The following is a 17,924-nucleotide window of genomic DNA, read 5'->3' as shown; positions in this document are numbered from 1 at the left end:
GAGTAACCACGCGCAATGGCAATCACTGACATCAACGAATACGCGCACCTGACCGAAGCCGACGTCGAAGCACTCGGCGCCGAACTCGACGCGCTGCGACGCGAGATCGAATCCGATCGCGGAGTGCGCGACGCGCGGTATCTGCGTCGAACGATTGCGGCACAGCGGATTCTGGAGGCCGGCGGTCGACTGACCCTGCTGGGCAGTCGCAATCGTGGTTTCTGGCTTGCCGGGACCGCGATGCTCTCGGTCGCCAAGATCATCGAGAACATGGAACTCGGCCACAACGTCATGCATGGGCAGTGGGACTGGATGAACGATCCGGAAATCCACTCGACGTCCTGGGAGTGGGACATGGTCTGTGCCTCCGAACACTGGAAGCACTCCCACAACTACATCCATCACAAGTACACGAACGTGATCAACATGGATCACGACGTGGGCTACCGGCTGCTCCGGGTCACGCGCGACGAGCCGTGGCAGTGGAAGCACGCGAGCCAGCCGCTGGCGAATCTGCTGCTGGCGGCCACGTTCGAGTGGGGCATCGGTCTTCACGACCTGGAGATCAAGGAATACCTGGCCGGCAACAAGCCGAAAGAGATCGCTGTTCCCCAGATCAAGGCGTTCGGCAGGAAGGTGGCCCGGCAGCTGGCCAAGGACTTCGTGATCTTCCCGCTGCTGTCCGGCAAGGCCGCCCGTCGCACGTTGACGGCCAACCTCACCGCCAACGTCGTCCGGAACTTCTGGGCCTACGTCGTCATCTTCTGCGGGCACTTCCCCGACGGCGCAGAGAAGTTCACCGAGGAGACGCTGGTCGACGAGACCCAGGGTCAGTGGTATCTGCGACAGATGCTCGGCACCGCGAACTTCAAGGCCGGACCCGCGATGGCGTTCATGAGTGGCAATCTCTGCTACCAGATCGAGCACCACCTGTACCCGGATCTGCCGTCCAACCGTTACGCCGAGATCGGTGTCCGGATCCGCGAGCTGTGCGAGAAGTACGACCTCCCTTATACGACGGGGTCACTGTCTCGGCAGTACTGGCAGACGTTCCGGACCATCAGCAAGCTGTCGCTGCCCGACCGCTTCCTCAAGGCGACCTCGGACGACGCGCCCGAGACCGCGTCGGAGAAGAAGTTCACCGGTTTGCGGGCGGCTGCGGCCGTCCGCGGCAAGCAGTTGGCCGCGGCGGGCGAAGAGAGGCGAGCCGGTCTCAAGACCGCGATCGCCGAGGTTGCCGCCCGACGAAAAGCACTGCACGCCAGCTGATCAGCAAACGAGCCACCTGAACGAAGACGCGCCACCTGTAGGTGGCGCGTCTTCTGTTTTGTGGCGCGTTTGAGGTGGGTCAGTCCCAGGGGTTGGCAACGCTGAGGGAGACGAGCAATTCGCGCACCGCCATGGCGCGCCGGTGTTGCTGACCGGTCAGCGCGTCGAGGGCACATTCCGGATCGGCCGGGGGGCCGAAATGAGTGCACCCCCGTGGACAGTTCTCGATCGCGGCGTTCAGGTCGTCGAAGGCCCGGATGACGTCTTCGGGTCCGACATGGGCGAGTCCGAACGACCGGATGCCCGGGGTGTCGACAGCCCAGCCGCCGCCGGGCAGAGGCAGGACAACCGACTGGGTCGACGTGTGCCGGCCCTTGCCGACCCCGGACACGACGGCCGTTGCTCGATAGGCGTCCGGGACGAGCCGGTTGATCAGCGTCGACTTGCCGACGCCACTGTGCCCGATCAAGGCGGTGATCTTGCCCGCCAGCAGTTCCTGGGCGGGCTCGATCGGATCGTCGCGTCCGGCGATCAGGACCGGCAACTCGAGATCGGCGAACGCGGCCCGGAACGAGTCGGGATCGGCCAGGTCGCCTTTGGTCAGACACAACACCGGCGTGAGTCCACCGACGTACGCGGCAGCCAGAGCTCGTTCGACGAATCCGGTGCGCGGCGGGGGATCCGCAAGGGCCGTGACGATGAGGAGCTGATCGGCATTGGCGACAACGATCCGCTCGTAGGGATCGGTGTCGTCGGCGGTGCGTCGCAAGACGGTTCGACGCTCGGCGACCCGCACGATGCGAGCGAGGGTGTCGGTCTTGCCGGACAGGTCACCGACGACAGACACGTCGTCGCCGACCACGATCGGGGTTCGACCGAGTTCGCGCGCCCGCATGCACACCACCCGGGTGCTCGGATCTTCTTCGAGCACAACACCCCACCGGCCACGGTCGACCGAGACCACCATCGCGGTTTCGGCATCGTTGTGTTCCGGACGGGTCTTGGTACGCGGACGACTGCTCCTGCCCGGGCGTACCCGGACGTCGGACTCGTCGTACTGCCGCTTGCTCAACCGCGGATCATCCCGGCCCACATCGCAGGAAAGTCGGGGAGTGTCTTTTCCGTGGTCTGTACGTCGTCCACCTGGACACCGTCTGTCACCAGCCCGATCAGCGCGCCTGCGGTTGCCATTCGGTGATCCGCGTAGGCACGCCAGAGCCCGCCGTGCAGCGGCGCGGGGTCGATGATCAGCCCGTCGGGGGTTTCGCTGCACCCACCGCCGAGCCTGGTGATCTCGGTGACCAGTGCGGCGAGGCGATCGGTCTCGTGCCCGCGCAGGTGCGCGATCCCCGACAACTCCGAGCGCCCTTCGGCCAGGGCGCACATCGCGGCGACGGTCGGCGTCAACTCGCCGACTGCACTCATGTCCCAGGAAATGCTCTGCAGCACATCAGGTCCGGTGATCGTCAGCACGCCATCGGTGACGTCGCTCCGGCAGCCCATCGCCTCGAGAATGTCCACGATGACGGCTCCGGGCTGGGTGGTCCGCGCGGGCCAGCGAGGCACGCTGATCTGCCCTCCGGTGACCGCTGCCGCGGCCAGGAATGCTGCAGCGTTCGACAGGTCGGGCTCGATCTGCCAGTCGACGGCATGTACCGGTCCCGGGTCGATCCGCCAGCGGTCGGCAACCGTGGTGTCGACCACGACGCCGGCCTCGCCCAACATCTCGACAGTCATCTCGATGTGCGGCATCGACGGCACCGGCGCGCCGACGTGGTGGATCGTCACACCGTCGGTGAAGCGCCTGCCCGAGAGCAGCAACCCGGAGACGAACTGCGAGGACGCAGACGCGTCGACCGTGACGTCGCCACCACGTACCGCCCCGGTGCCGCGGACGGTGAAGGGGAGCGCGCGGCCGTCGATGTCGACGCCGATGTCCGCCAGCGCGTCGAGGATCGTGTGGAGCGGACGGCTGCGGGCCTGCTCGTCACCGTCGAACTCGACCTTGCCCTCTGCCAAGGCGGCGAGCGCGGGTACGAAACGCATGACCGTGCCGGCCAGTCCACAGTCGATGACGGCCCCGTGCATCGGCGCGGGCGTGATCGTGACGGTGGTGGGGTCGGCCGGATCCACCTCGACGCCGACACCGAGCGACTCGAGGGCGGTCAGCATGAGGTCGGTGTCGCGGCTGCGCAGTGTCCCGGCCAACGTGGAGGGGCCATCGGCCTGAGCCGCCAGGATCAGCGCCCGATTGGTGATCGACTTGCTACCGGGCAGGGTGACGGTGGCGTGCACTCGCGCCGGGGCGTACGGGGCATTCCATGCATTCACGCTGACAGTCTTTCATGTGGCCCGAGGAGCCCTGTTCGTCTCGCCGATCATGCCCCGTTCACTTCACAGATCTCGCCCCGCTCGGGCGACGGCGACGAGTCTGCCGAATGACGGACAATCGGGGTTCTGACAGCGTTTTGCCCGCTATGTTCTTTTCATGAAACTTGCCCTTTCCCGTGGCGGCGCAGCGATCGCAGTCTGTGCGGCAGCACTTTTGACCCTGTCGGCATGCTCCGGCGACTCGTCTGACAACGCGGACTCTTCCTCGAGCGCCGCGCCCTCGAGCACCGCCGAGGCCGTCGCGGCGGACCTGGACGCGCGCGCAGAGGACCTCATGCTCGCAGACTCGGACTTCCCGCCCGGCGGCGAATACATCATCATGGACAAGGCCGCCATAGACGCCGATGAGGACTCCGAACCAGAGGTCACCCCGGCCACGTGTTCCGCCATCGCCGAGATGGACGAGGGCACCGAGGCATTCGACCGGGCCAAGGTCGAGTACTCCCTCGAGGACGGCAGCACCATCGAGACCGAGGTGGTCCTCGGCCAGAACGGCAGCCTCGAGCAGGTGGCGAGCGACATCGAGGCCTGCCCCGCGATGACCTTGCGTGGTCCGACCGACAGCGGTGCAGAACTCGTCGCTGAGATGGAGAACTCCGTCGAAGACGTCGAAGGCAGCACGGTGCCGGCCAAGACCATCGTGAGTACCGGCACCGCGACGGTCGGCGCCGACAGCGTGCCCATCACCATCCGGTCCACCGGCGCCTACGTGGACGGCACGACCGTGAGTGTTCAGATCACCCTGACCGGGGATACCGCGGGCAATTGGAACAATGCTGACGACGCGTTCGTGGTCGAACTCCTCAACAAGCAGATCGCCAAGGTTCAGGAAGCCGCGGCGGCCTGATGCACCCGACCCGAGCCCGGCGCCCCTCGATATCGTCGAGGGGCGCCTTGCTGCGCAGGATCTGTCCGAGGGCAGGTGGATAATGACGGTCATGTGCGGTCGATACGCCACCACGGCGAGTACCTCTGATCTGGTCGCGGCGTTCGACGCCGCTTTGGCCGAAGACGACGCGAGCACGCTGGACCGGCCGTCGTACAACGTCGCCCCGACCACGACGGTGCCGACAGTGCTCGAGCGAGCAGGGCGTTCGGATCCCGAAGACGCCGACTCAGACCCCGCCGTGACGCGGCAGCTGCGCCCTCTGCGCTGGGGTCTGGTGCCCAGCTGGGCTAAGGACCCCAAGATCGGTAGTCGCATGATCAACGCCCGATCGGAGACCCTGACCGAGAAACCGTCGTTCAAGGCAGCAGCAGCGCGGCGGCGGTGCATCCTTCCTGCCGCGGGATTCTTCGAGTGGACCAAGGACTCGGACGGAAAGAAGATCCCGTACTTCCTTCATGACCCCGACACCCCGATCCTGGGGTTCGCCGGGCTGTACGAATTGTGGCCCGACCCCGAGAAGGCCAAGGACGACCCCGATCGCTGGCTCTGGACGACCACCGTCATCACCCGTCCGGCCGCGGATGCGCTCGGCCACATCCACGACCGCACCCCGGTGATCGTGACGCCGGAACTGCAAGACCGGTGGCTGGACTGCACCAGTGGAAAGGCCGACGTGGCCCGCGAATTGCTCGACGCCCTACCCGAACCGCACCTCGAGCCCTATCGGGTCTCGACGGATGTGAACAACGTGCGCAACAACCGCGCCGACCTCATCGAGCGCGTGTGAGCACGAGGCGCACTCCTAACCCGCTGCAAGTCATCACCTACCTGATGGGCAGGCCACTGCCGGAGTCGATGCGTGATTGGGTTGTCCGCGATGTGACCGGGCCCGGGAGCAGGCGCCGTTATCTCATCCGTGGCGTGCTGCCGTTCCTGCCGATCCTGCTCGCGTTCGCGCTGTTCGTTCCCGGCCCCTTCGTCTATCGCATCGGGATGATCGCGCTCTTGCTGGTGCCGCTGGTGTACTTCGAGATCGCGTTGATGAGCATCTATCGGCGCCATCTGCTGACCAGCAACGGGCTCGACGGGAACCTCATCGACGTGAAGCGCCAGGCCCGGCGTGATGTCACCAAGACCGAGTACGAGGCCAACTACCCTCGTACGCCTGACTAAGTGGTCGCCGGTACGGTGACGAGCCACCGTCCCGGTGAGGTCTTCGCGGCCATCGACGCGTGCGCCTTCCGTGCTTGTTCGAGAGGGAAGTCGCCGGCGATACGCAGCGGCAGGTGACCCGCGCTGACCTCGGCCAGGAGCTCCGCCAGTTCCGCTCCGTCGGCGTGGACGGTGACTGCCTCGACGGCGATCCCGCGCTCTGAAGCGGGTACGGCGGCCGGGATGAAGCCGATGTAGTGGCCGGCGTCGACAGTCAACTCGAACAGGTCTGCGCCGATGACAGCGGCGTCGACAACCGCGTCGAATCGTTGTCCGGTCAACTCGTCGAGCGAGGCCACCACGGTGGCAGCACCCGATTCGCGTAGCCGCTCGGCGTCGTCGGCTTTGCCGAGGGCGGTCACTGTGAGCCCGCGCCGAGCCGCGAGCGGAACAGCGTATCCGCCGACACCACCCGACGCGCCGGTGATGAGAAGTGTTGCGACCTGTGGCCTGAGCAATCCCATGGCCTGGTTGGCCGTCTGGGCGATCAGCGGAACTGCCGCGGCCCGTACGAGGTCGAGGCCCGCGGGTAGGTGCGCGACCGCGTCTGCGTCCAAGACGACCTGTTCGCTGTAGGTCCCGATGTCGGAATCGAATCCCGTGAGCAGTCCGGCGACCTCGTCACCTGGCCGGAATGCGTCGACACCGTCGCCGACGGCGTCGACGACCCCGGAGACATCCCAGCCGATGCCGACCGTGGTGTCCGGTGCCAGCAGACCCAGCCTGTGGAACATGCCGTCCGCGGTGGACAGATCCACCGGGTTGACCGCTGCTGCCTTCACCCGGATTCGCACCTGGTCGCTGCCGGGTTGAGGCGTGGCGATATCGGTGACCTGCAGGTCACCCTGTCCGGTGGTGAGTATTGCGCGCATGAGATGTCCTTCCGTTGCGTTGTCGAGGCTTGCGAAATTCAGGTTGCTCCTGGCACTCTCTATTGGGAAGTAGGCACCTGAAAGTGCGTAACTATCTGCGAGGAGAGCCATGGCCACCACGACAGCCGCCGCGCGTCGAGATCAGGCTCGCCGCGACTACGACGCCTACCTCGCGGCCTGCCCGAGCCGGATGTTGCTCGATCGGATCAGCGACAAATGGGTGTCGCTGGTGATGGTCGCGCTGGGCGAGGGAACCCTGCGGTACTCGGAGTTGTCGCGGCAGGTGGCCGGCGTCAGTCAGAAGATGCTCACCCAGACGCTGCGCTCCCTCGAGCGCGACGGCCTCGTCGAGCGACGTGTTACCGCGAGCGTGCCGGTCCGGGTGGACTACTCGCTGACCCCGTTGGGAAATTCGTTGCGGGAGTTGATGTACGGAGTCAAACTCTGGGCCGAATCGCACATGGAAGAGGTTTTCGTGGCGCGCGAACGCTACGACGAGCGGTGACCGTCAGGCAATGATGTCGCCGACGGAGGCGGCGCACACCCTGATGAGGTCGTCCGGGGCGAGCTCGATCTCCAGGCCGCGTTTTCCGGCGCTACAGAATACGGTGTCCCACAGGTGCGCACTGTCGTCGACGACTGTCGGAAGAGGTTTCTTCTGGCCGACCGGGGACACCCCGCCGAGCACATAACCGGTGACCCGCATGACGTCCTTCGGGTCGGCCATCGCGGCTTTACCGGTGAGATTCAGGGCGGCGGCGGCCTTCTTCAGAGACAACCGTTCGGGCACCGGTATCACCGCCACAGCCAGCGAACCGCCGACGTCGAACACCAGCGTCTTGAAGATCTGTTCAGGCGTCGCCCCGGCGCCGGCCATGTGCGCGACGGCTTCAGGACCCCACGCCCCGTCCGAGGTGGTCGCGTACTTGTGGACGCGATGGTTGATCCCGCCCAGGTCCAGGGCCTTGATCGCCGCCGTTGCCGCCATAGCCGGTCATTCTCCCAGGCGATTTACGCGCAGCGTCGGCGAAAGTGGACATATCCGGAACAAGCCACCTCGTCGCGGTGTTGAGTCATCTGCGAAGGGAGGTGTGGTGTGCACAGTAACTCGGACCAGACCGGGTCGGTAGGCTTGCTCGACAGACTTGATATTCCCGCGGGTCTTGAAGGGATTGTCGTGACAGAAGCCGAAGCCACAGCCACAGCCGAGACACCGGAAGAGCAGTTCGCCCGTTTCGAGCGTGATGCGTTGCCGTTGCTCGATCAGATGTATGGAGCCGCGCTGCGTATGACGCGCAACCCTGCGGACGCAGAAGATCTGGTGCAAGAGACCTATGTGAAGGCGTTCACCGCCTTCAAGTCGTTCAAGGCCGGTACCAACCTGAAGGCGTGGTTGTACCGCATCCTGACGAACACCTACATCAACGGTTACCGCAAGCGGCAACGGCAGCCTGCGCAATATCCCACCGATGAGATCACCGACTGGCAGTTGGCCGCGACGGCGGAGCACACCTCCGCCGGTTTGCGTTCGGCTGAGATCGAAGCGCTCGACGCGCTGCCGGACGACGACATCAAAGCGGCTCTGCAGGAATTGCCCGAAGACTTCCGAATGGCTGTGTACTACGCCGACGTGGAGGGGCTGCCCTACAAGGAGATCGCCCAGATCATGGACACCCCGATCGGCACCGTCATGTCGCGCCTGCACCGTGGCCGCAAGCAATTGCGGGAACTGCTCGGCGATGTCGCGCGCGAGCGTGGATTCAACAGAGGAACTCCCGGCCCAGGCGCCGGCGGCCAGTCCGACCAGGAACAGGAGGTTGCCCGATGAGCACCGGAGACGTAGCGGGCAGCGGATCGCCCGAAGAGATCGATGAAACCGAACGCCTCGATTGTTCGGCGGTCATCGCGGACGTCTGGCTGCTGCTGGACAACGAGTGCGACACGCACGCGCGCGCACGCCTGCAGTCGCACATCGACACGTGCGCACCATGCCTAGAGCACTACGGCATAGAGCAGCAACTGAAAAGTCTGGTGAGCCGCAAGTGTGGCGGTGAGCAGGCTCCTGCCGGTCTGCGGGAGCGGCTGACCCTCGAAATTCGAAAGACCGTGATCATCCGCGAGACGCGCGGATAGTTTTCACTTCCTTCGCGTGCGCGTGACGATCACGGCCTGACAAAAGGGCCGAGCCCCGGTGAGGACCAACACCGATCAGGCGTTGGGACGCTTACCGTGGTTCGCGGCATTCTTCTTGCGGGCCCGCTTCTTACGTCCACGCTTTCCCATGGCAGTCTCCTTTCGACAGCGATCCATTGTGACACGAGGAGTGGCATCGGCCGAAATGCGGCGACGGCTGCGGAAGAAGCGACAGACGCGCCCCGCAGAAACCCGGTGACGCCGTCGCGATGAATCGGCTGCGCGCTTCGGTGCGATAGGTTGATACCGGAAAACCAACTCCGGGAGGATGGCGATGTCAGAAGAGGTCGTGGCAGAGATCGTGGCGAGCGTTCTCGAAGTGGTTGTCACCCCCGGTCAGAAGGTGGATGCGGGCGACACCTTGGTGTTGCTGGAATCGATGAAGATGGAGATTCCGGTGCTGGCCGAAGAGGCCGGCACCATCAGCGAGGTCAAGGTCAAGGTGGGCGAGGTCATCCAAGCCGGAGACCTCATCGCCGTCATCGACAACTGAGAAGTGAGAACCCCGGACCTCGAGAACCCCGGACCACTGCGACGACGATAGGTCCCGTTCCTGATGTCGACTCTGTCTGAGCTCCTTGCCGAACACACCGAGCTGATCGGCTCCGCGGGTGCCCATCTGCAACGGGTCGTGGCCGAATGGCAACTCCTCGCCGACCTCTCGTTTGCGGACCTGCAGTTGTGGGTGCATTCGCAGCACGGCTCGGCCGCCGCATCCGGCGATGACGCCGCGCAGATGGTGTGCGTCGCACAGTGTCGCCCGAACACCGCGCCGACGGTCTTTCCAGTCGACGTGGTGGGTACCTCGATAACCGTCGACGACAACCCTCAGGTTTTCGGAGCCTTGGCATCCGGGCGCATTCTCCGCGAGGAGGATCCGACCTGGGTCGGTTCGGTGGCGATCCGGCGAGAAGCAGTCCCGGTCCGATTCGACGGTGCTGTGATCGCGGTGCTCGCGCGGGCGATCAATCTGACACAGCCGCGATTGCCGTCACCACTCGAGGTGTCGTACCAGGACTGCGCCAACGACTTGTGCCAGATGGTGTCCGAGGGGACCTTTCCGCAGTACGAGGGCAACCCTCGCGGCCTGTCGACCCCTAGGGTGGGCGACGGGCTCATTCGTGTCGACGAGCACGGTGTCGTGCAGTACGCGAGCCCCAACGCACTGTCGGCCTACCACCGCATGGGGTGGAACTCCGAGCTCGGTGGGAACGATCTCGCGGACGTCACCGTCTCTCTGCTGACCGATCCTTTCGAGTCGGAAGAGGCTGCGGCGATGTTACGGGCCGCCGTTGCCGGCGAGGCCGGAATGCGGATCGAGGCGGACGCCCACCGGGCGACTGTGCTCATCCGGGCGGTCCCGCTGCGGCCGCGCGGCGCTCTCGTGGGTGCGGTCGTCCTCGTGCGCGACGTGACCGAGGTCAAACGTCGAGATCTGGCGTTGATCAGCAAGGACGCGACGATTCGCGAAATCCACCACCGTGTGAAGAACAATCTGCAGAGTGTGTCTGCGCTGCTCCGGCTTCAGGCCCGGCGGACCTCCAACGCGGAGGCAAAGCATGCGCTCGGTGAGGCCGTCCGTCGGGTGGCGTCCATTGCGCTGGTCCATGAGCTGCTGTCAGGGAGTGTGGACGAGGAAGTCGACCTCGACGTCGTGATCGACCAGTTGGTGCCCGTGATGGCTGATGTGGCCTCCGGGGGCAGTCAGGTCACCGTACGACGGATCGGCAAGATCGGCGTTCTGAAATCCGACCTCGCCATGCCGATGGTGATGGTGCTGACCGAATTGATCCAGAACGCGGTGGAACACGGTTTCGCGCCGGAACAGTCCGGGCGGGTGCTCATCGACACCTCGCGTAGCACTCGAGAGCTGGTGATCACCGTGCACGACAACGGAATCGGCTTGCCAGACGGCTTCGACCCGGCCAAGTCTGATCGGCTGGGACTGCAGATCGTGCACACCCTGGTGCAGATAGAACTCTCCGGTCAGCTCGAATTGCGAGGTGGTCCACAAGGCGGCACCGACGCGGTCCTGACCGTACCGCTGCGCTGAAAAACAGTGCGGCTCCGAGTGATTACGAGCACATCGCCGGAAATGCCTTCCAGCCCTGGAACAACACAAACCCGGTGGCATATGCCACCGGGTTGGTTGTCTGTTTGGTGGTCTCTGGGCTGTGACCACCCTCTCGGGGTCTAGACCGAGCTGCGGGTGCGGCTGCGTGCGTTACGCCGCTTGAGCGCACGGCGCTCGTCTTCGCTCATCCCGCCCCAAACGCCTGCGTCCTGTCCCGACTCCAGTGCCCATGTGAGGCAATCAGCTGTAACCGGGCAGCGGTTGCAGACGAGCTTCGCATCAGCGATCTGCGCGATAGCCGGACCACTGTTTCCCACCGGGAAGAACAGCTCCGGATCCTCGTCGCGACAAATTGCGTTGTGACGCCAGTCCATCCTACTGCTCCTTCAGGCGCCTCTTCGCGCCGCTCGTAACCGTCAGTTCATGTGTGCGTAGGTTTTGTTTCCGCACTGTTGCTTGTGAATACTTTCACGAATCCAGATGAAGTCAATGGTGTTGCGTTAACACGTGGGCAATATCACTGTGTAGGGGGTGCCTTCTTGGGTCCACCTACCTTTGTACTACTCTGCCGCCGATTGTGCCCGTGATTTATGGCAGAAACCGGGTGTGACCTCGGACTCCTCCTGTGTGAAGAGTCACTGTTTCACGATTTGGGAGCGACAACCTCGACCGCGGCGGCCCGGCAATGCACCGTCAACGCGGTCCGTGTTCCAAGGTATTCGCCATCCATCTGCATGTCGATGGGTTCGGTGCTGGTGATTTCGACGGCGTCCACATCGTCGGCCCGCAGCAGGTGCCGGACGTGGGGTGTAGATCGCTTCGAGAGCAGCTGCCGAGCGAGCGGCAGATTGCGGACCGGGTTCATCGACCGCGATGCGAAGACGCCGAGACGGTTGTCGAAGTTGGTGCCGGGGTTGGTCTCGATGGGCCGTGCACCCAGATAGGTCCACGGGCTCGCGTTCGAGACGAAGGCGAAGTGCACCCCGTCGACGGGATCGGCGTCGGGAATCCGGACGGTCAGCGTCGGTTTGTCGCGCGCGGCACCGATGAAGGTCCGCACCGTCGTCCAGAAGTATCGTCCCGCCGTGGCCTGGTGCCCGGCCGTGCGTTGTTCTTCGATCGACTTGATGACCCGGGCGTCCACACCGAGTCCGGCATTGAACAGAAACCACCGATTGTCGGTGTGTCCCAAGCTGACTCGTCGCCGCTGGCCGGCTGCGAGCAGATCCACGAGCTGACCGGTCGCCTTGAGTGGGTCCGGATCTATGCCCAGGGCACGCGCAAAGACGTTGGCGCTACCGCCCGGAACCACGGCGAGTGCCGGTGAGGGAGGACCGGCAGCCGGCATGTCGGGGGAGTCGAGCAGTCCGTTGACGACCTCGTTGACGCTGCCGTCGCCTCCGTGCACGACCACGACGTCGTATCCCTCGGCCCGAGCCTTCGCCGCCAGTTCGCCTGCATGGCCACGATGCGTGGTGTGCTCGACGGTGACGTCGAAGCCGGTCCCGGTGGTGATCGCGTCGCCGGGGCGTCGAAGCGATGCGGTCAGGGTGTCACGCAGCGCGTCCCGGCCGGCCTCGGTGGTCGAGGTGGCGAAGGGGTTGACGATCAGCATCGCGCGCACGAGAAGTGAGCCTAGCGGCAGACCGCGCGGTGGGCCCCTTTCCGCTGCGTGTGTGGCCCTTCGCCGTCCTCTGGCGGACGTGCGGTCGGCTGCAACCACTACGCTGGTCCGCGTGTCTGAAACTCCTCCTCCCCTCAATGTCCGCCGTGCCGGCGCGATAGTCGCCCTCGAAGGAGTGCTCGCTGTCGGGGCCGCGATCTGGATGGTGATCAGGGAGCTGATGGGTCACAAAGAAGATTTCATCAGCGGATATGGCACCGCGGCGTGGTTCGCGATCCTCGGTGGTGGCGTGTTGGCCGGCGGTGTCGCGCTGCTGACCGGGCGGCGCTGGGGTCGTGCGATCGCGGTGGTCGCACAGATCCTGCTCTTACCCGTCGCGTTCGCGCTGATGACCGACAGCAACCTCCCGCTGATCGGTACTCCGCTGCTCGTGGTCCTCGTCGCGGCGCTGGTCTGTCTGTTCAGCCCGTCGGCGATGAAGTGGTTCGCGGCGGCGTACGAGATCGATCCTCCGGCCGAGGACGTGGACGACCCCGCACCGCAGTTGAAGAAATCACCCGCGAAGAAGAAAAAGCGTCCCTGACGGGTTGGGCCCTGATCGCTCGGTGCGTAGGTCAGACCCCCGTGCGGACGTGCGCCGGACGCCCGGCGTCCACGTAGTCGGCGCTGCGATAGCCGGTGATCCCCATCGATTGGATCTGCCGGGTCTCGCCGTCGAAACCGAGGACCGCCACCGACGCCGGGAGCATGGCGAAATGCGCACCGAACTCGACAGGCGAACCGATCCAGCGGGCGAGCAGTGATCGGGAGAAGTGCCCATGCCCGATCACGACTACGGATCTGGTGAGCAGGCAATTCAGAAGCTCATCGATGACGCTGTCCATCCGATCGCTCATCTGCCCGGGCGATTCTCCGCCGGGGCCGCCCCGGCTCCATACGGTCCACCCGGGATCGGTCTCGCGGATCTCCGGCGTGGTCAGTCCCTCGTAGGTGCCGTAGTCCCATTCAGAGAACTCCTCGCCGGTACGGCTGATCTCCAGTCCCGCCAATTCTGCGGTGTGCATGGCACGCCGGCGTGGAGACGAGAGCACCAGTGGGTCGGTGAGCAGGAGTTCGTCGAGCGGTTCGCGCAGGCTCTTCGCCTGTTCTTCGCCGAGCTCGGTGAGGGCGATGTCACTCGATCCGGTGTGTTTACCGGTCTTTGACCACTCCGTTTCACCGTGCCGGATGAGGATGAGGCGATGAATGGCCGAAGCGGAAGCAGTCACTCCAGACATTCTGCCCGCTTGACGCATAGGGTCAAGGAAACGGAGTGTACTGCGCGAGGCGAAGGGGGTCAGGGAATGAGCAAGATACTTGCTGTGGCGAATCAGAAGGGTGGGGTCGCCAAGACCACCACGGTTGTCTCACTGGGTGCGGCGTTGGCCGACATGGGACTGTCGGTGTTGGTGGTCGATCTGGATCCGCAAGGCTGCCTTACCTTTTCGTTGGGGCATGATCCGGACAAATTGACCATTTCGGTCCATGACGTCCTGCTGGGTGAGGGTGCCATCGCCGATACCCTGCTCGACACGGAAGACAAGGTGTCGCTGCTGCCGGCGACCATCGACCTCGCGGGTGCCGAGGCGCTGCTGCTGATGCGGCCGGGCCGCGAGTACGCGCTCAAGCGTGCGCTCAAGACCGTCGAGGGCGACTACGACGTGATCATCATCGACTGCCCGCCCTCGCTCGGGGTGCTCACGCTCAACGGGTTGACCGCCGCCGACGAGGTGATCGTGCCGTTGCAGTGCGAGACGCTGGCACACCGAGGGGTCGGGCAGCTGCTGCGGACGGTGACCGAGGTCCAGCAGATCACCAACCCCGACCTGCAACTCTTGGGAGCGCTACCGACGTTGTACGACGCGCGCACCACCCACAGCCGCGACGTGCTTGCCGACGTGTCGGATCGCTACGACCTACCGGTGCTGTCGCCGGCAATACCTCGCACCGTGAAGTTCGCCGAGGCCTCGGCATCGGGTGTCAGTGTGGTGGGAGGTCGTAAGAACAAGGGGTCCACGGCGTACCGCGAGCTCTCCGAGAACCTGTGGAAGCACTGGAACGGCGGCGCAGACCTGGTGACGATCGAAGCGGTCTGACGGCGACGCACATGCAGGCCGGCAAATGCACACGTTCGAGTCAAAACCACATGTTGCAACACGTGGTTTTGACTGAAACGTGTGTTTTTGCAGCAGCTTTCGGCTACGGGCTGAGCACCGAGACGGTCGAACCCCACTGTTGCACGAGCTCATCGCCGATCACGCCGAGTGTGATCACCCCGCCGGTATAGCCGTCCCGGGGTACCGGGATCGATCGGATGGGCTGGCCGTCGACGAGTTTGTGTTCGCTGATCCCGGTGGCACTCGGGAGCAGCAGTGAGCCTGCCATCACCACTCCGGGTCCCAGCGTCTCGGGAACCTGGAAGCGGGCTTGCAGGGTCTCGGCGTCGAGCACGACGGTGGCCTTGCCCGTCCAGAAGGTGACGATGCCGTCGCCGCTGATGGGTTTGCTCTCGGCGCCGACGGGACCCCCCAGCAGGGAGGTCCGGTTCCGTAGTGTTCCGTCGAACGCGTAGGTCTCGAGCATGGGCTCGGGCGAAGACACATACACCGCGACGCTGTCGCTCCCCACAGCGACGACGCGAGGTGGCGAACCGAGATCTGCGGTGATCAGGGTCGAGCCGAACTCTTCGAGTTTCTCGTTGCTGTCGAGGGTGGATCCGAGCACCGTGAGGCGGTAACCCGGTTCGATTCCGCAGCGCTCGACGATGGCTACCTTGGGACTGCCGACGGCGCTCGAGACGAGCTCACAACCCGATCGCGGTTGCGATCCGGGATTGACCGGGGCGTCGACCCGGCCGTATTCGATGGTCCGAACCAGGTCGCTGCGCCAGATCTCGAGTCGCGTATCACCCTGCGCCACAAAATAATCCCGGTCAGAGCTGAAGTCGAGGGTGTTGTCGGCGTCGCTGCTACGCGTGGTCGCGCGCTTGCCCGTCGAGCCGAACAACGCCGTGACCTCACTGCAACCCCGGGAATTGCGGTACACCGCGATCGCGTAGTCACGACCGGACGCGCTCCAACCGGACACCCCGCACAGTGGGAGGTCTCGGCGATACGACCAGAGCTGACGGCCGGATGTCGAATCGTGGCCCACGACGGTGTCTCCGTCGCCCGTGACGACGACGCCCCCGACGATGACCGGCCCGGCCGTGGCGTCACTGGCCGCCCGCCATGCCTCGGTGTACGAGGCAGGCACCGCGGTCGCTGACGCGGGCGGCGCCGCAGCGACCGGGGACGGGTCGGACGCGGTGTTCTCCACAGAACTGGTGGCCCAGATGGCCACGCCGGCGACGATGACGACCGCCACGAGGACGGCCACGATCAACAGGTCGACCGGCGTGCGCCGCTCCGGCTTGAGCACGTCAGTTACTCCGAGGCGTTACCCGCGGTGTCGCCGGAGGCCGATGACTTGTCGGCAGATCCACCGCTCCGGCGGCGCCGCCGCCGCCGGGGGCGGTCTCCACCTTCCGAGGTCGTTGCAGCCGATCCGGAATCCTGCGCCGTCGCGGCCGCTGCGGTGTCTGCGCCGGCTGCCGCGGTCGACGCGGTGTCACCGGTTGCGGGCGCATCGCTGCTTCCCGCACGGGTGCGCCGACGCTGACGTGATGCCGGTGACGTCGACCTGCGTTGCCCGGCGAGTTCGCGCTTCTCTCCACCGGACGCGCGTCCGCCGCCGGAGCGGGAGTCGCGATCCTTACGGTCATCACGCGGGGGCTTGCCTTCGCCGATGCGACCGGTAGCAGACTCCGAGATGCCCATCTCTTCACGCAGATGCGGTGAGCTGGAATAGGTTTCGACCGGCTCGTCCTTGGCGAGGTCGAGCGCCTTGCTGATCATCTCCCAACGATGCAGCTCGTCCCAGTCGACCAGGGTGACGGCGATGCCGGTACGGCCCGCGCGACCCGTGCGGCCGATGCGGTGGACGTAGGTCTTCTCGTCATCGGGGCACTGATAGTTGATGACGTGCGTGACGTCGTCGATGTCGATGCCACGCGCGGCGACGTCGGTGGCGACGAGCACGTTGATGCGCCCCTCACGAAACGCGGTGAGCGCCTTCTCGCGAGCGACCTGCCCGAGGTCGCCGTGTACGGCACCGACCGCGAAACCGCGTTCGGCGAGATCGTCGGCGACCTTCTGAGCAGTACGCTTGGTACGGGTGAAAATCATTGTCGCGCCGCGACCTTCGGCCTGCAGGATGCGCGCGACCAGCTCGGCCTTGTCCAGCGCGTGAGCCCGGTAGACGTACTGGGTGGTGCGCTCGTGGATTGCCGAATCGTTGGCGTGCTCGGCCCGGATATGGGTCGGCTTCGTCAGGAAGGTGCGCGCCAGCGTCACGATCGGCCCGGGCATCGTCGCCGAGAAGAGCATGGTCTGACGGGCATCGGGCAGAGAACTCATGAGGCGCTCGATGTCGGGCAGGAAGCCCAGGTCCAACATCTCGTCGGCCTCGTCGAGAACGAGTACCTGGACCTTGCCCAGGATCAGGTGGCCCTGACGGGCGAGGTCGAGGAGGCGGCCGGGGGTGCCGACGACGACGTCGATACCGATCTTGAGCTCGCTGATCTGGTGTTCGAATGGCCTGCCGCCGAAGATCGACAGCAGCCGGATGGGCCGGTTCTGGCCGTCTGCGGTGTCGACGTGGAGACCCTTGGCCGCGATCTCGAGGTCATCGGTCACCTGGATGCAGAGTTCACGGGTGGGCACGATGATCAGTGCTCGCGGGGTGCCGTCCAGTTTCCAGATGCCGCGCTCGCCGGGTTCGGCGGTCGCCTGCGACACCCGCTGCAACAGCGGTACCCCGAAACCGAGGGTCTTGCCCATTCCGGTGCGGGCCTGGCCGATCAGGTCGTCGCCTGCCATCGCCAGCGGCAGGGTCAGTTCCTGGATGGCGAAGGTATTGGTGATGCCGTCGGCGGTGAGGGCGTCGACGATCTCCTGCCGGACGCCGAGCTCGGCGAACGTGGGGGAGACGTGGTCTGCCTCCACGATGACGTGCTCTTCTTCGACGATGTCGTCCAACGCGGTGTTCTTGGCTTCTTGTTCGATGTTCAGTTGATTGCCTTTCGCAATGTGCTCCCGCGCGCACTGCAAAGATCAACCGTCAGATCAGCTCACTGGCCGCGGTGCAAAGGCGGACTCGGGCAACCTGCATCTGGTCAAATCGGGCCCAACAGATATCGGACCGCCATCGGTGCGCGCACAAATTCCTGCGAGCCGGCTCGTGCGCACGGCTCACCCCTGGCAGTGTACGTGGCCTGCGACCAGGTGGTGACGTCGCATCGTGTAACACCCGGTTCAGGGC

At 65.1% G+C, this 17,924-nt stretch carries 21 protein-coding genes; 11 read left to right on the top strand and 10 right to left on the bottom strand.

Annotated features, from left to right (window positions below):
- Positions 1 to 15 precede the first annotated feature (15 nt).
- The gene (locus tag J3S28_RS10100; RefSeq protein ID WP_207840153.1) at positions 16 to 1,269 is read left to right on the top strand and encodes a fatty acid desaturase family protein; all 1,254 of its coding nucleotides are present in this window, start codon (positions 16 to 18) and stop codon (positions 1,267 to 1,269) included.
- Between the two features lie 79 nt (positions 1,270 to 1,348).
- Here the strand turns inward: J3S28_RS10100 and rsgA are convergent, their stop codons facing one another.
- Together rsgA and aroA are read right to left on the bottom strand one after the other, a co-directional pair.
- The gene (gene rsgA / locus J3S28_RS10095) at positions 1,349 to 2,341 is read right to left on the bottom strand and encodes a ribosome small subunit-dependent GTPase A (protein WP_207840151.1); all 993 of its coding nucleotides are present in this window, start codon (positions 2,339 to 2,341) and stop codon (positions 1,349 to 1,351) included.
- A complete protein-coding gene (gene aroA / locus J3S28_RS10090; RefSeq protein WP_207840149.1) occupies positions 2,338 to 3,600 on the bottom strand; it encodes a 3-phosphoshikimate 1-carboxyvinyltransferase in 1,263 nt (420 codons plus the stop codon). The genes rsgA and aroA overlap by 4 nt, the downstream gene beginning before the upstream one ends.
- A gap of 157 nt (positions 3,601 to 3,757) precedes the next feature.
- On the opposite strand from aroA, the gene J3S28_RS10085 reads away from it, so the two are divergent.
- The 3 genes from J3S28_RS10085 (at position 3,758) to J3S28_RS10075 (ending at position 5,722) form a co-directional block, all read left to right on the top strand.
- Entirely contained in the window at positions 3,758 to 4,507 is a 750-nt protein-coding gene (locus tag J3S28_RS10085) for a hypothetical protein (protein ID WP_207840147.1), read from the top strand.
- A gap of 91 nt (positions 4,508 to 4,598) precedes the next feature.
- Complete coding sequence (locus tag J3S28_RS10080; RefSeq protein WP_207840787.1) at positions 4,599 to 5,336, top strand: SOS response-associated peptidase; 738 nt, start codon at positions 4,599 to 4,601, stop codon at positions 5,334 to 5,336.
- Positions 5,333 to 5,722 carry a DUF5313 family protein gene (locus tag J3S28_RS10075; protein ID WP_207840145.1) on the top strand — a complete coding sequence of 130 codons (390 nt, stop codon included), beginning with the start codon at positions 5,333 to 5,335 and terminating at the stop codon, positions 5,720 to 5,722. The genes J3S28_RS10080 and J3S28_RS10075 overlap by 4 nt, the downstream gene beginning before the upstream one ends.
- Here J3S28_RS10075 and J3S28_RS10070 read toward each other — a convergent pair.
- Positions 5,719 to 6,633 (bottom strand): NADP-dependent oxidoreductase, encoded by a 915-nt coding sequence (locus J3S28_RS10070; protein WP_207840144.1) that lies wholly within the window; start codon positions 6,631 to 6,633, stop codon positions 5,719 to 5,721. The two genes, J3S28_RS10075 and J3S28_RS10070, sit on opposite strands and share 4 nt — an antisense overlap.
- 109 nt (positions 6,634 to 6,742) lie before the next feature.
- Here J3S28_RS10070 and J3S28_RS10065 point away from each other — a divergent pair, with 109 nt between their 5' ends.
- Entirely contained in the window at positions 6,743 to 7,138 is a 396-nt protein-coding gene (locus J3S28_RS10065; RefSeq protein WP_207840142.1) for a winged helix-turn-helix transcriptional regulator, read from the top strand.
- Positions 7,139 to 7,141: 3 nt separating this feature from the next.
- Here J3S28_RS10065 and J3S28_RS10060 read toward each other — a convergent pair whose 3' ends face one another.
- The gene (locus J3S28_RS10060) at positions 7,142 to 7,621 is read right to left on the bottom strand and encodes an aminoacyl-tRNA deacylase (RefSeq protein ID WP_207840140.1); all 480 of its coding nucleotides are present in this window, start codon (positions 7,619 to 7,621) and stop codon (positions 7,142 to 7,144) included.
- 108 nt (positions 7,622 to 7,729) lie between these two features.
- Between J3S28_RS10060 and J3S28_RS10055 the strand changes: the two genes are divergently transcribed.
- Both J3S28_RS10055 and rsrA read left to right on the top strand, forming a co-directional pair.
- Positions 7,730 to 8,461 (top strand): sigma-70 family RNA polymerase sigma factor, encoded by a 732-nt coding sequence (locus J3S28_RS10055; protein WP_372435983.1) that lies wholly within the window; start codon positions 7,730 to 7,732, stop codon positions 8,459 to 8,461.
- Positions 8,458 to 8,766, top strand: coding sequence for a mycothiol system anti-sigma-R factor (gene rsrA, locus J3S28_RS10050; RefSeq protein ID WP_084896007.1), 309 nt, complete (start codon positions 8,458 to 8,460; stop codon positions 8,764 to 8,766). The genes J3S28_RS10055 and rsrA overlap by 4 nt, the downstream gene beginning before the upstream one ends.
- A 75-nt stretch (positions 8,767 to 8,841) precedes the next feature.
- Here rsrA and J3S28_RS28875 read toward each other — a convergent pair whose 3' ends face one another.
- The gene (locus J3S28_RS28875; protein ID WP_369758845.1) at positions 8,842 to 8,916 is read right to left on the bottom strand and encodes a 50S ribosomal protein bL37; all 75 of its coding nucleotides are present in this window, start codon (positions 8,914 to 8,916) and stop codon (positions 8,842 to 8,844) included.
- Positions 8,917 to 9,100: 184 nt separating this feature from the next.
- Here J3S28_RS28875 and J3S28_RS10045 point away from each other — a divergent pair, with 184 nt between their 5' ends.
- Together J3S28_RS10045 and J3S28_RS10040 are read left to right on the top strand one after the other, a co-directional pair.
- Positions 9,101 to 9,319 carry a biotin/lipoyl-binding carrier protein gene (locus tag J3S28_RS10045; protein ID WP_207840138.1) on the top strand — a complete coding sequence of 73 codons (219 nt, stop codon included), beginning with the start codon at positions 9,101 to 9,103 and terminating at the stop codon, positions 9,317 to 9,319.
- A gap of 63 nt (positions 9,320 to 9,382) precedes the next feature.
- Entirely contained in the window at positions 9,383 to 10,879 is a 1,497-nt protein-coding gene (locus tag J3S28_RS10040; protein ID WP_207840136.1) for a sensor histidine kinase, read from the top strand.
- A 140-nt stretch (positions 10,880 to 11,019) separates the two neighbouring features.
- On the opposite strand, the gene J3S28_RS10035 is transcribed toward J3S28_RS10040, so the two are convergent.
- Both J3S28_RS10035 and J3S28_RS10030 read right to left on the bottom strand, forming a co-directional pair.
- Complete coding sequence (locus tag J3S28_RS10035) at positions 11,020 to 11,274, bottom strand: WhiB family transcriptional regulator (protein WP_023955875.1); 255 nt, start codon at positions 11,272 to 11,274, stop codon at positions 11,020 to 11,022.
- 269 nt (positions 11,275 to 11,543) lie between these two features.
- Positions 11,544 to 12,524 carry a diacylglycerol/lipid kinase family protein gene (locus J3S28_RS10030; protein WP_207840134.1) on the bottom strand — a complete coding sequence of 327 codons (981 nt, stop codon included), beginning with the start codon at positions 12,522 to 12,524 and terminating at the stop codon, positions 11,544 to 11,546.
- A gap of 112 nt (positions 12,525 to 12,636) precedes the next feature.
- Here J3S28_RS10030 and J3S28_RS10025 point away from each other — a divergent pair, with 112 nt between their 5' ends.
- On the top strand, positions 12,637 to 13,107 hold the full coding sequence (locus J3S28_RS10025) for a hypothetical protein (RefSeq protein WP_207840132.1): 471 nt from the start codon (positions 12,637 to 12,639) through the stop codon (positions 13,105 to 13,107).
- A 31-nt stretch (positions 13,108 to 13,138) separates the two neighbouring features.
- Here the strand turns inward: J3S28_RS10025 and J3S28_RS10020 are convergent, their stop codons facing one another.
- Entirely contained in the window at positions 13,139 to 13,792 is a 654-nt protein-coding gene (locus J3S28_RS10020; RefSeq protein WP_372435982.1) for an acid phosphatase, read from the bottom strand.
- A gap of 75 nt (positions 13,793 to 13,867) precedes the next feature.
- Here J3S28_RS10020 and J3S28_RS10015 point away from each other — a divergent pair, with 75 nt between their 5' ends.
- Positions 13,868 to 14,659, top strand: coding sequence for a ParA family protein (locus J3S28_RS10015; RefSeq protein WP_207840129.1), 792 nt, complete (start codon positions 13,868 to 13,870; stop codon positions 14,657 to 14,659).
- Positions 14,660 to 14,762: 103 nt separating this feature from the next.
- Here the strand turns inward: J3S28_RS10015 and J3S28_RS10010 are convergent, their stop codons facing one another.
- A complete protein-coding gene (locus tag J3S28_RS10010; protein WP_207840127.1) occupies positions 14,763 to 15,983 on the bottom strand; it encodes an Rv3212 family protein in 1,221 nt (406 codons plus the stop codon).
- 5 nt (positions 15,984 to 15,988) lie between these two features.
- Positions 15,989 to 17,668 (bottom strand): DEAD/DEAH box helicase, encoded by a 1,680-nt coding sequence (locus tag J3S28_RS10005; protein WP_207840783.1) that lies wholly within the window; start codon positions 17,666 to 17,668, stop codon positions 15,989 to 15,991.
- Between the last annotated feature and the right edge of the window lie 256 nt (positions 17,669 to 17,924).

Origin of the sequence: Williamsia soli (assembly GCF_017377795.1) — a bacterium.
Taxonomy (GTDB): Bacteria; Actinomycetota; Actinomycetes; order Mycobacteriales; family Mycobacteriaceae; genus Williamsia; species Williamsia soli.
Note: the sequence above shows the minus strand (reverse complement) of the source record. Positions and strands in the feature narration are given on the sequence as shown.

Excerpts from the sequence above, each read along its gene's own strand:
- J3S28_RS10100 (WP_207840153.1), top strand. The coding sequence starts at position 16 with ATGGCAATCACTGACATCAACGAATACGCGCACCTGACCGAAGCCGAC.
- J3S28_RS10085 (WP_207840147.1), top strand. The coding sequence starts at position 3,758 with ATGAAACTTGCCCTTTCCCGTGGCGGCGCAGCGATCGCAGTCTGTGCG.
- J3S28_RS10080 (WP_207840787.1), top strand. The coding sequence starts at position 4,599 with ATGTGCGGTCGATACGCCACCACGGCGAGTACCTCTGATCTGGTCGCG.
- J3S28_RS10070 (WP_207840144.1), bottom strand. The coding sequence starts at position 6,633 with ATGCGCGCAATACTCACCACCGGACAGGGTGACCTGCAGGTCACCGAT.
- J3S28_RS10065 (WP_207840142.1), top strand. The coding sequence starts at position 6,743 with ATGGCCACCACGACAGCCGCCGCGCGTCGAGATCAGGCTCGCCGCGAC.
- J3S28_RS10060 (WP_207840140.1), bottom strand. The coding sequence starts at position 7,621 with ATGGCGGCAACGGCGGCGATCAAGGCCCTGGACCTGGGCGGGATCAAC.
- rsrA (WP_084896007.1), top strand. The coding sequence starts at position 8,458 with ATGAGCACCGGAGACGTAGCGGGCAGCGGATCGCCCGAAGAGATCGAT.
- J3S28_RS10045 (WP_207840138.1), top strand. The coding sequence starts at position 9,101 with ATGTCAGAAGAGGTCGTGGCAGAGATCGTGGCGAGCGTTCTCGAAGTG.
- J3S28_RS10040 (WP_207840136.1), top strand. The coding sequence starts at position 9,383 with ATGTCGACTCTGTCTGAGCTCCTTGCCGAACACACCGAGCTGATCGGC.
- J3S28_RS10035 (WP_023955875.1), bottom strand. The coding sequence starts at position 11,274 with ATGGACTGGCGTCACAACGCAATTTGTCGCGACGAGGATCCGGAGCTG.
- J3S28_RS10015 (WP_207840129.1), top strand. The coding sequence starts at position 13,868 with ATGAGCAAGATACTTGCTGTGGCGAATCAGAAGGGTGGGGTCGCCAAG.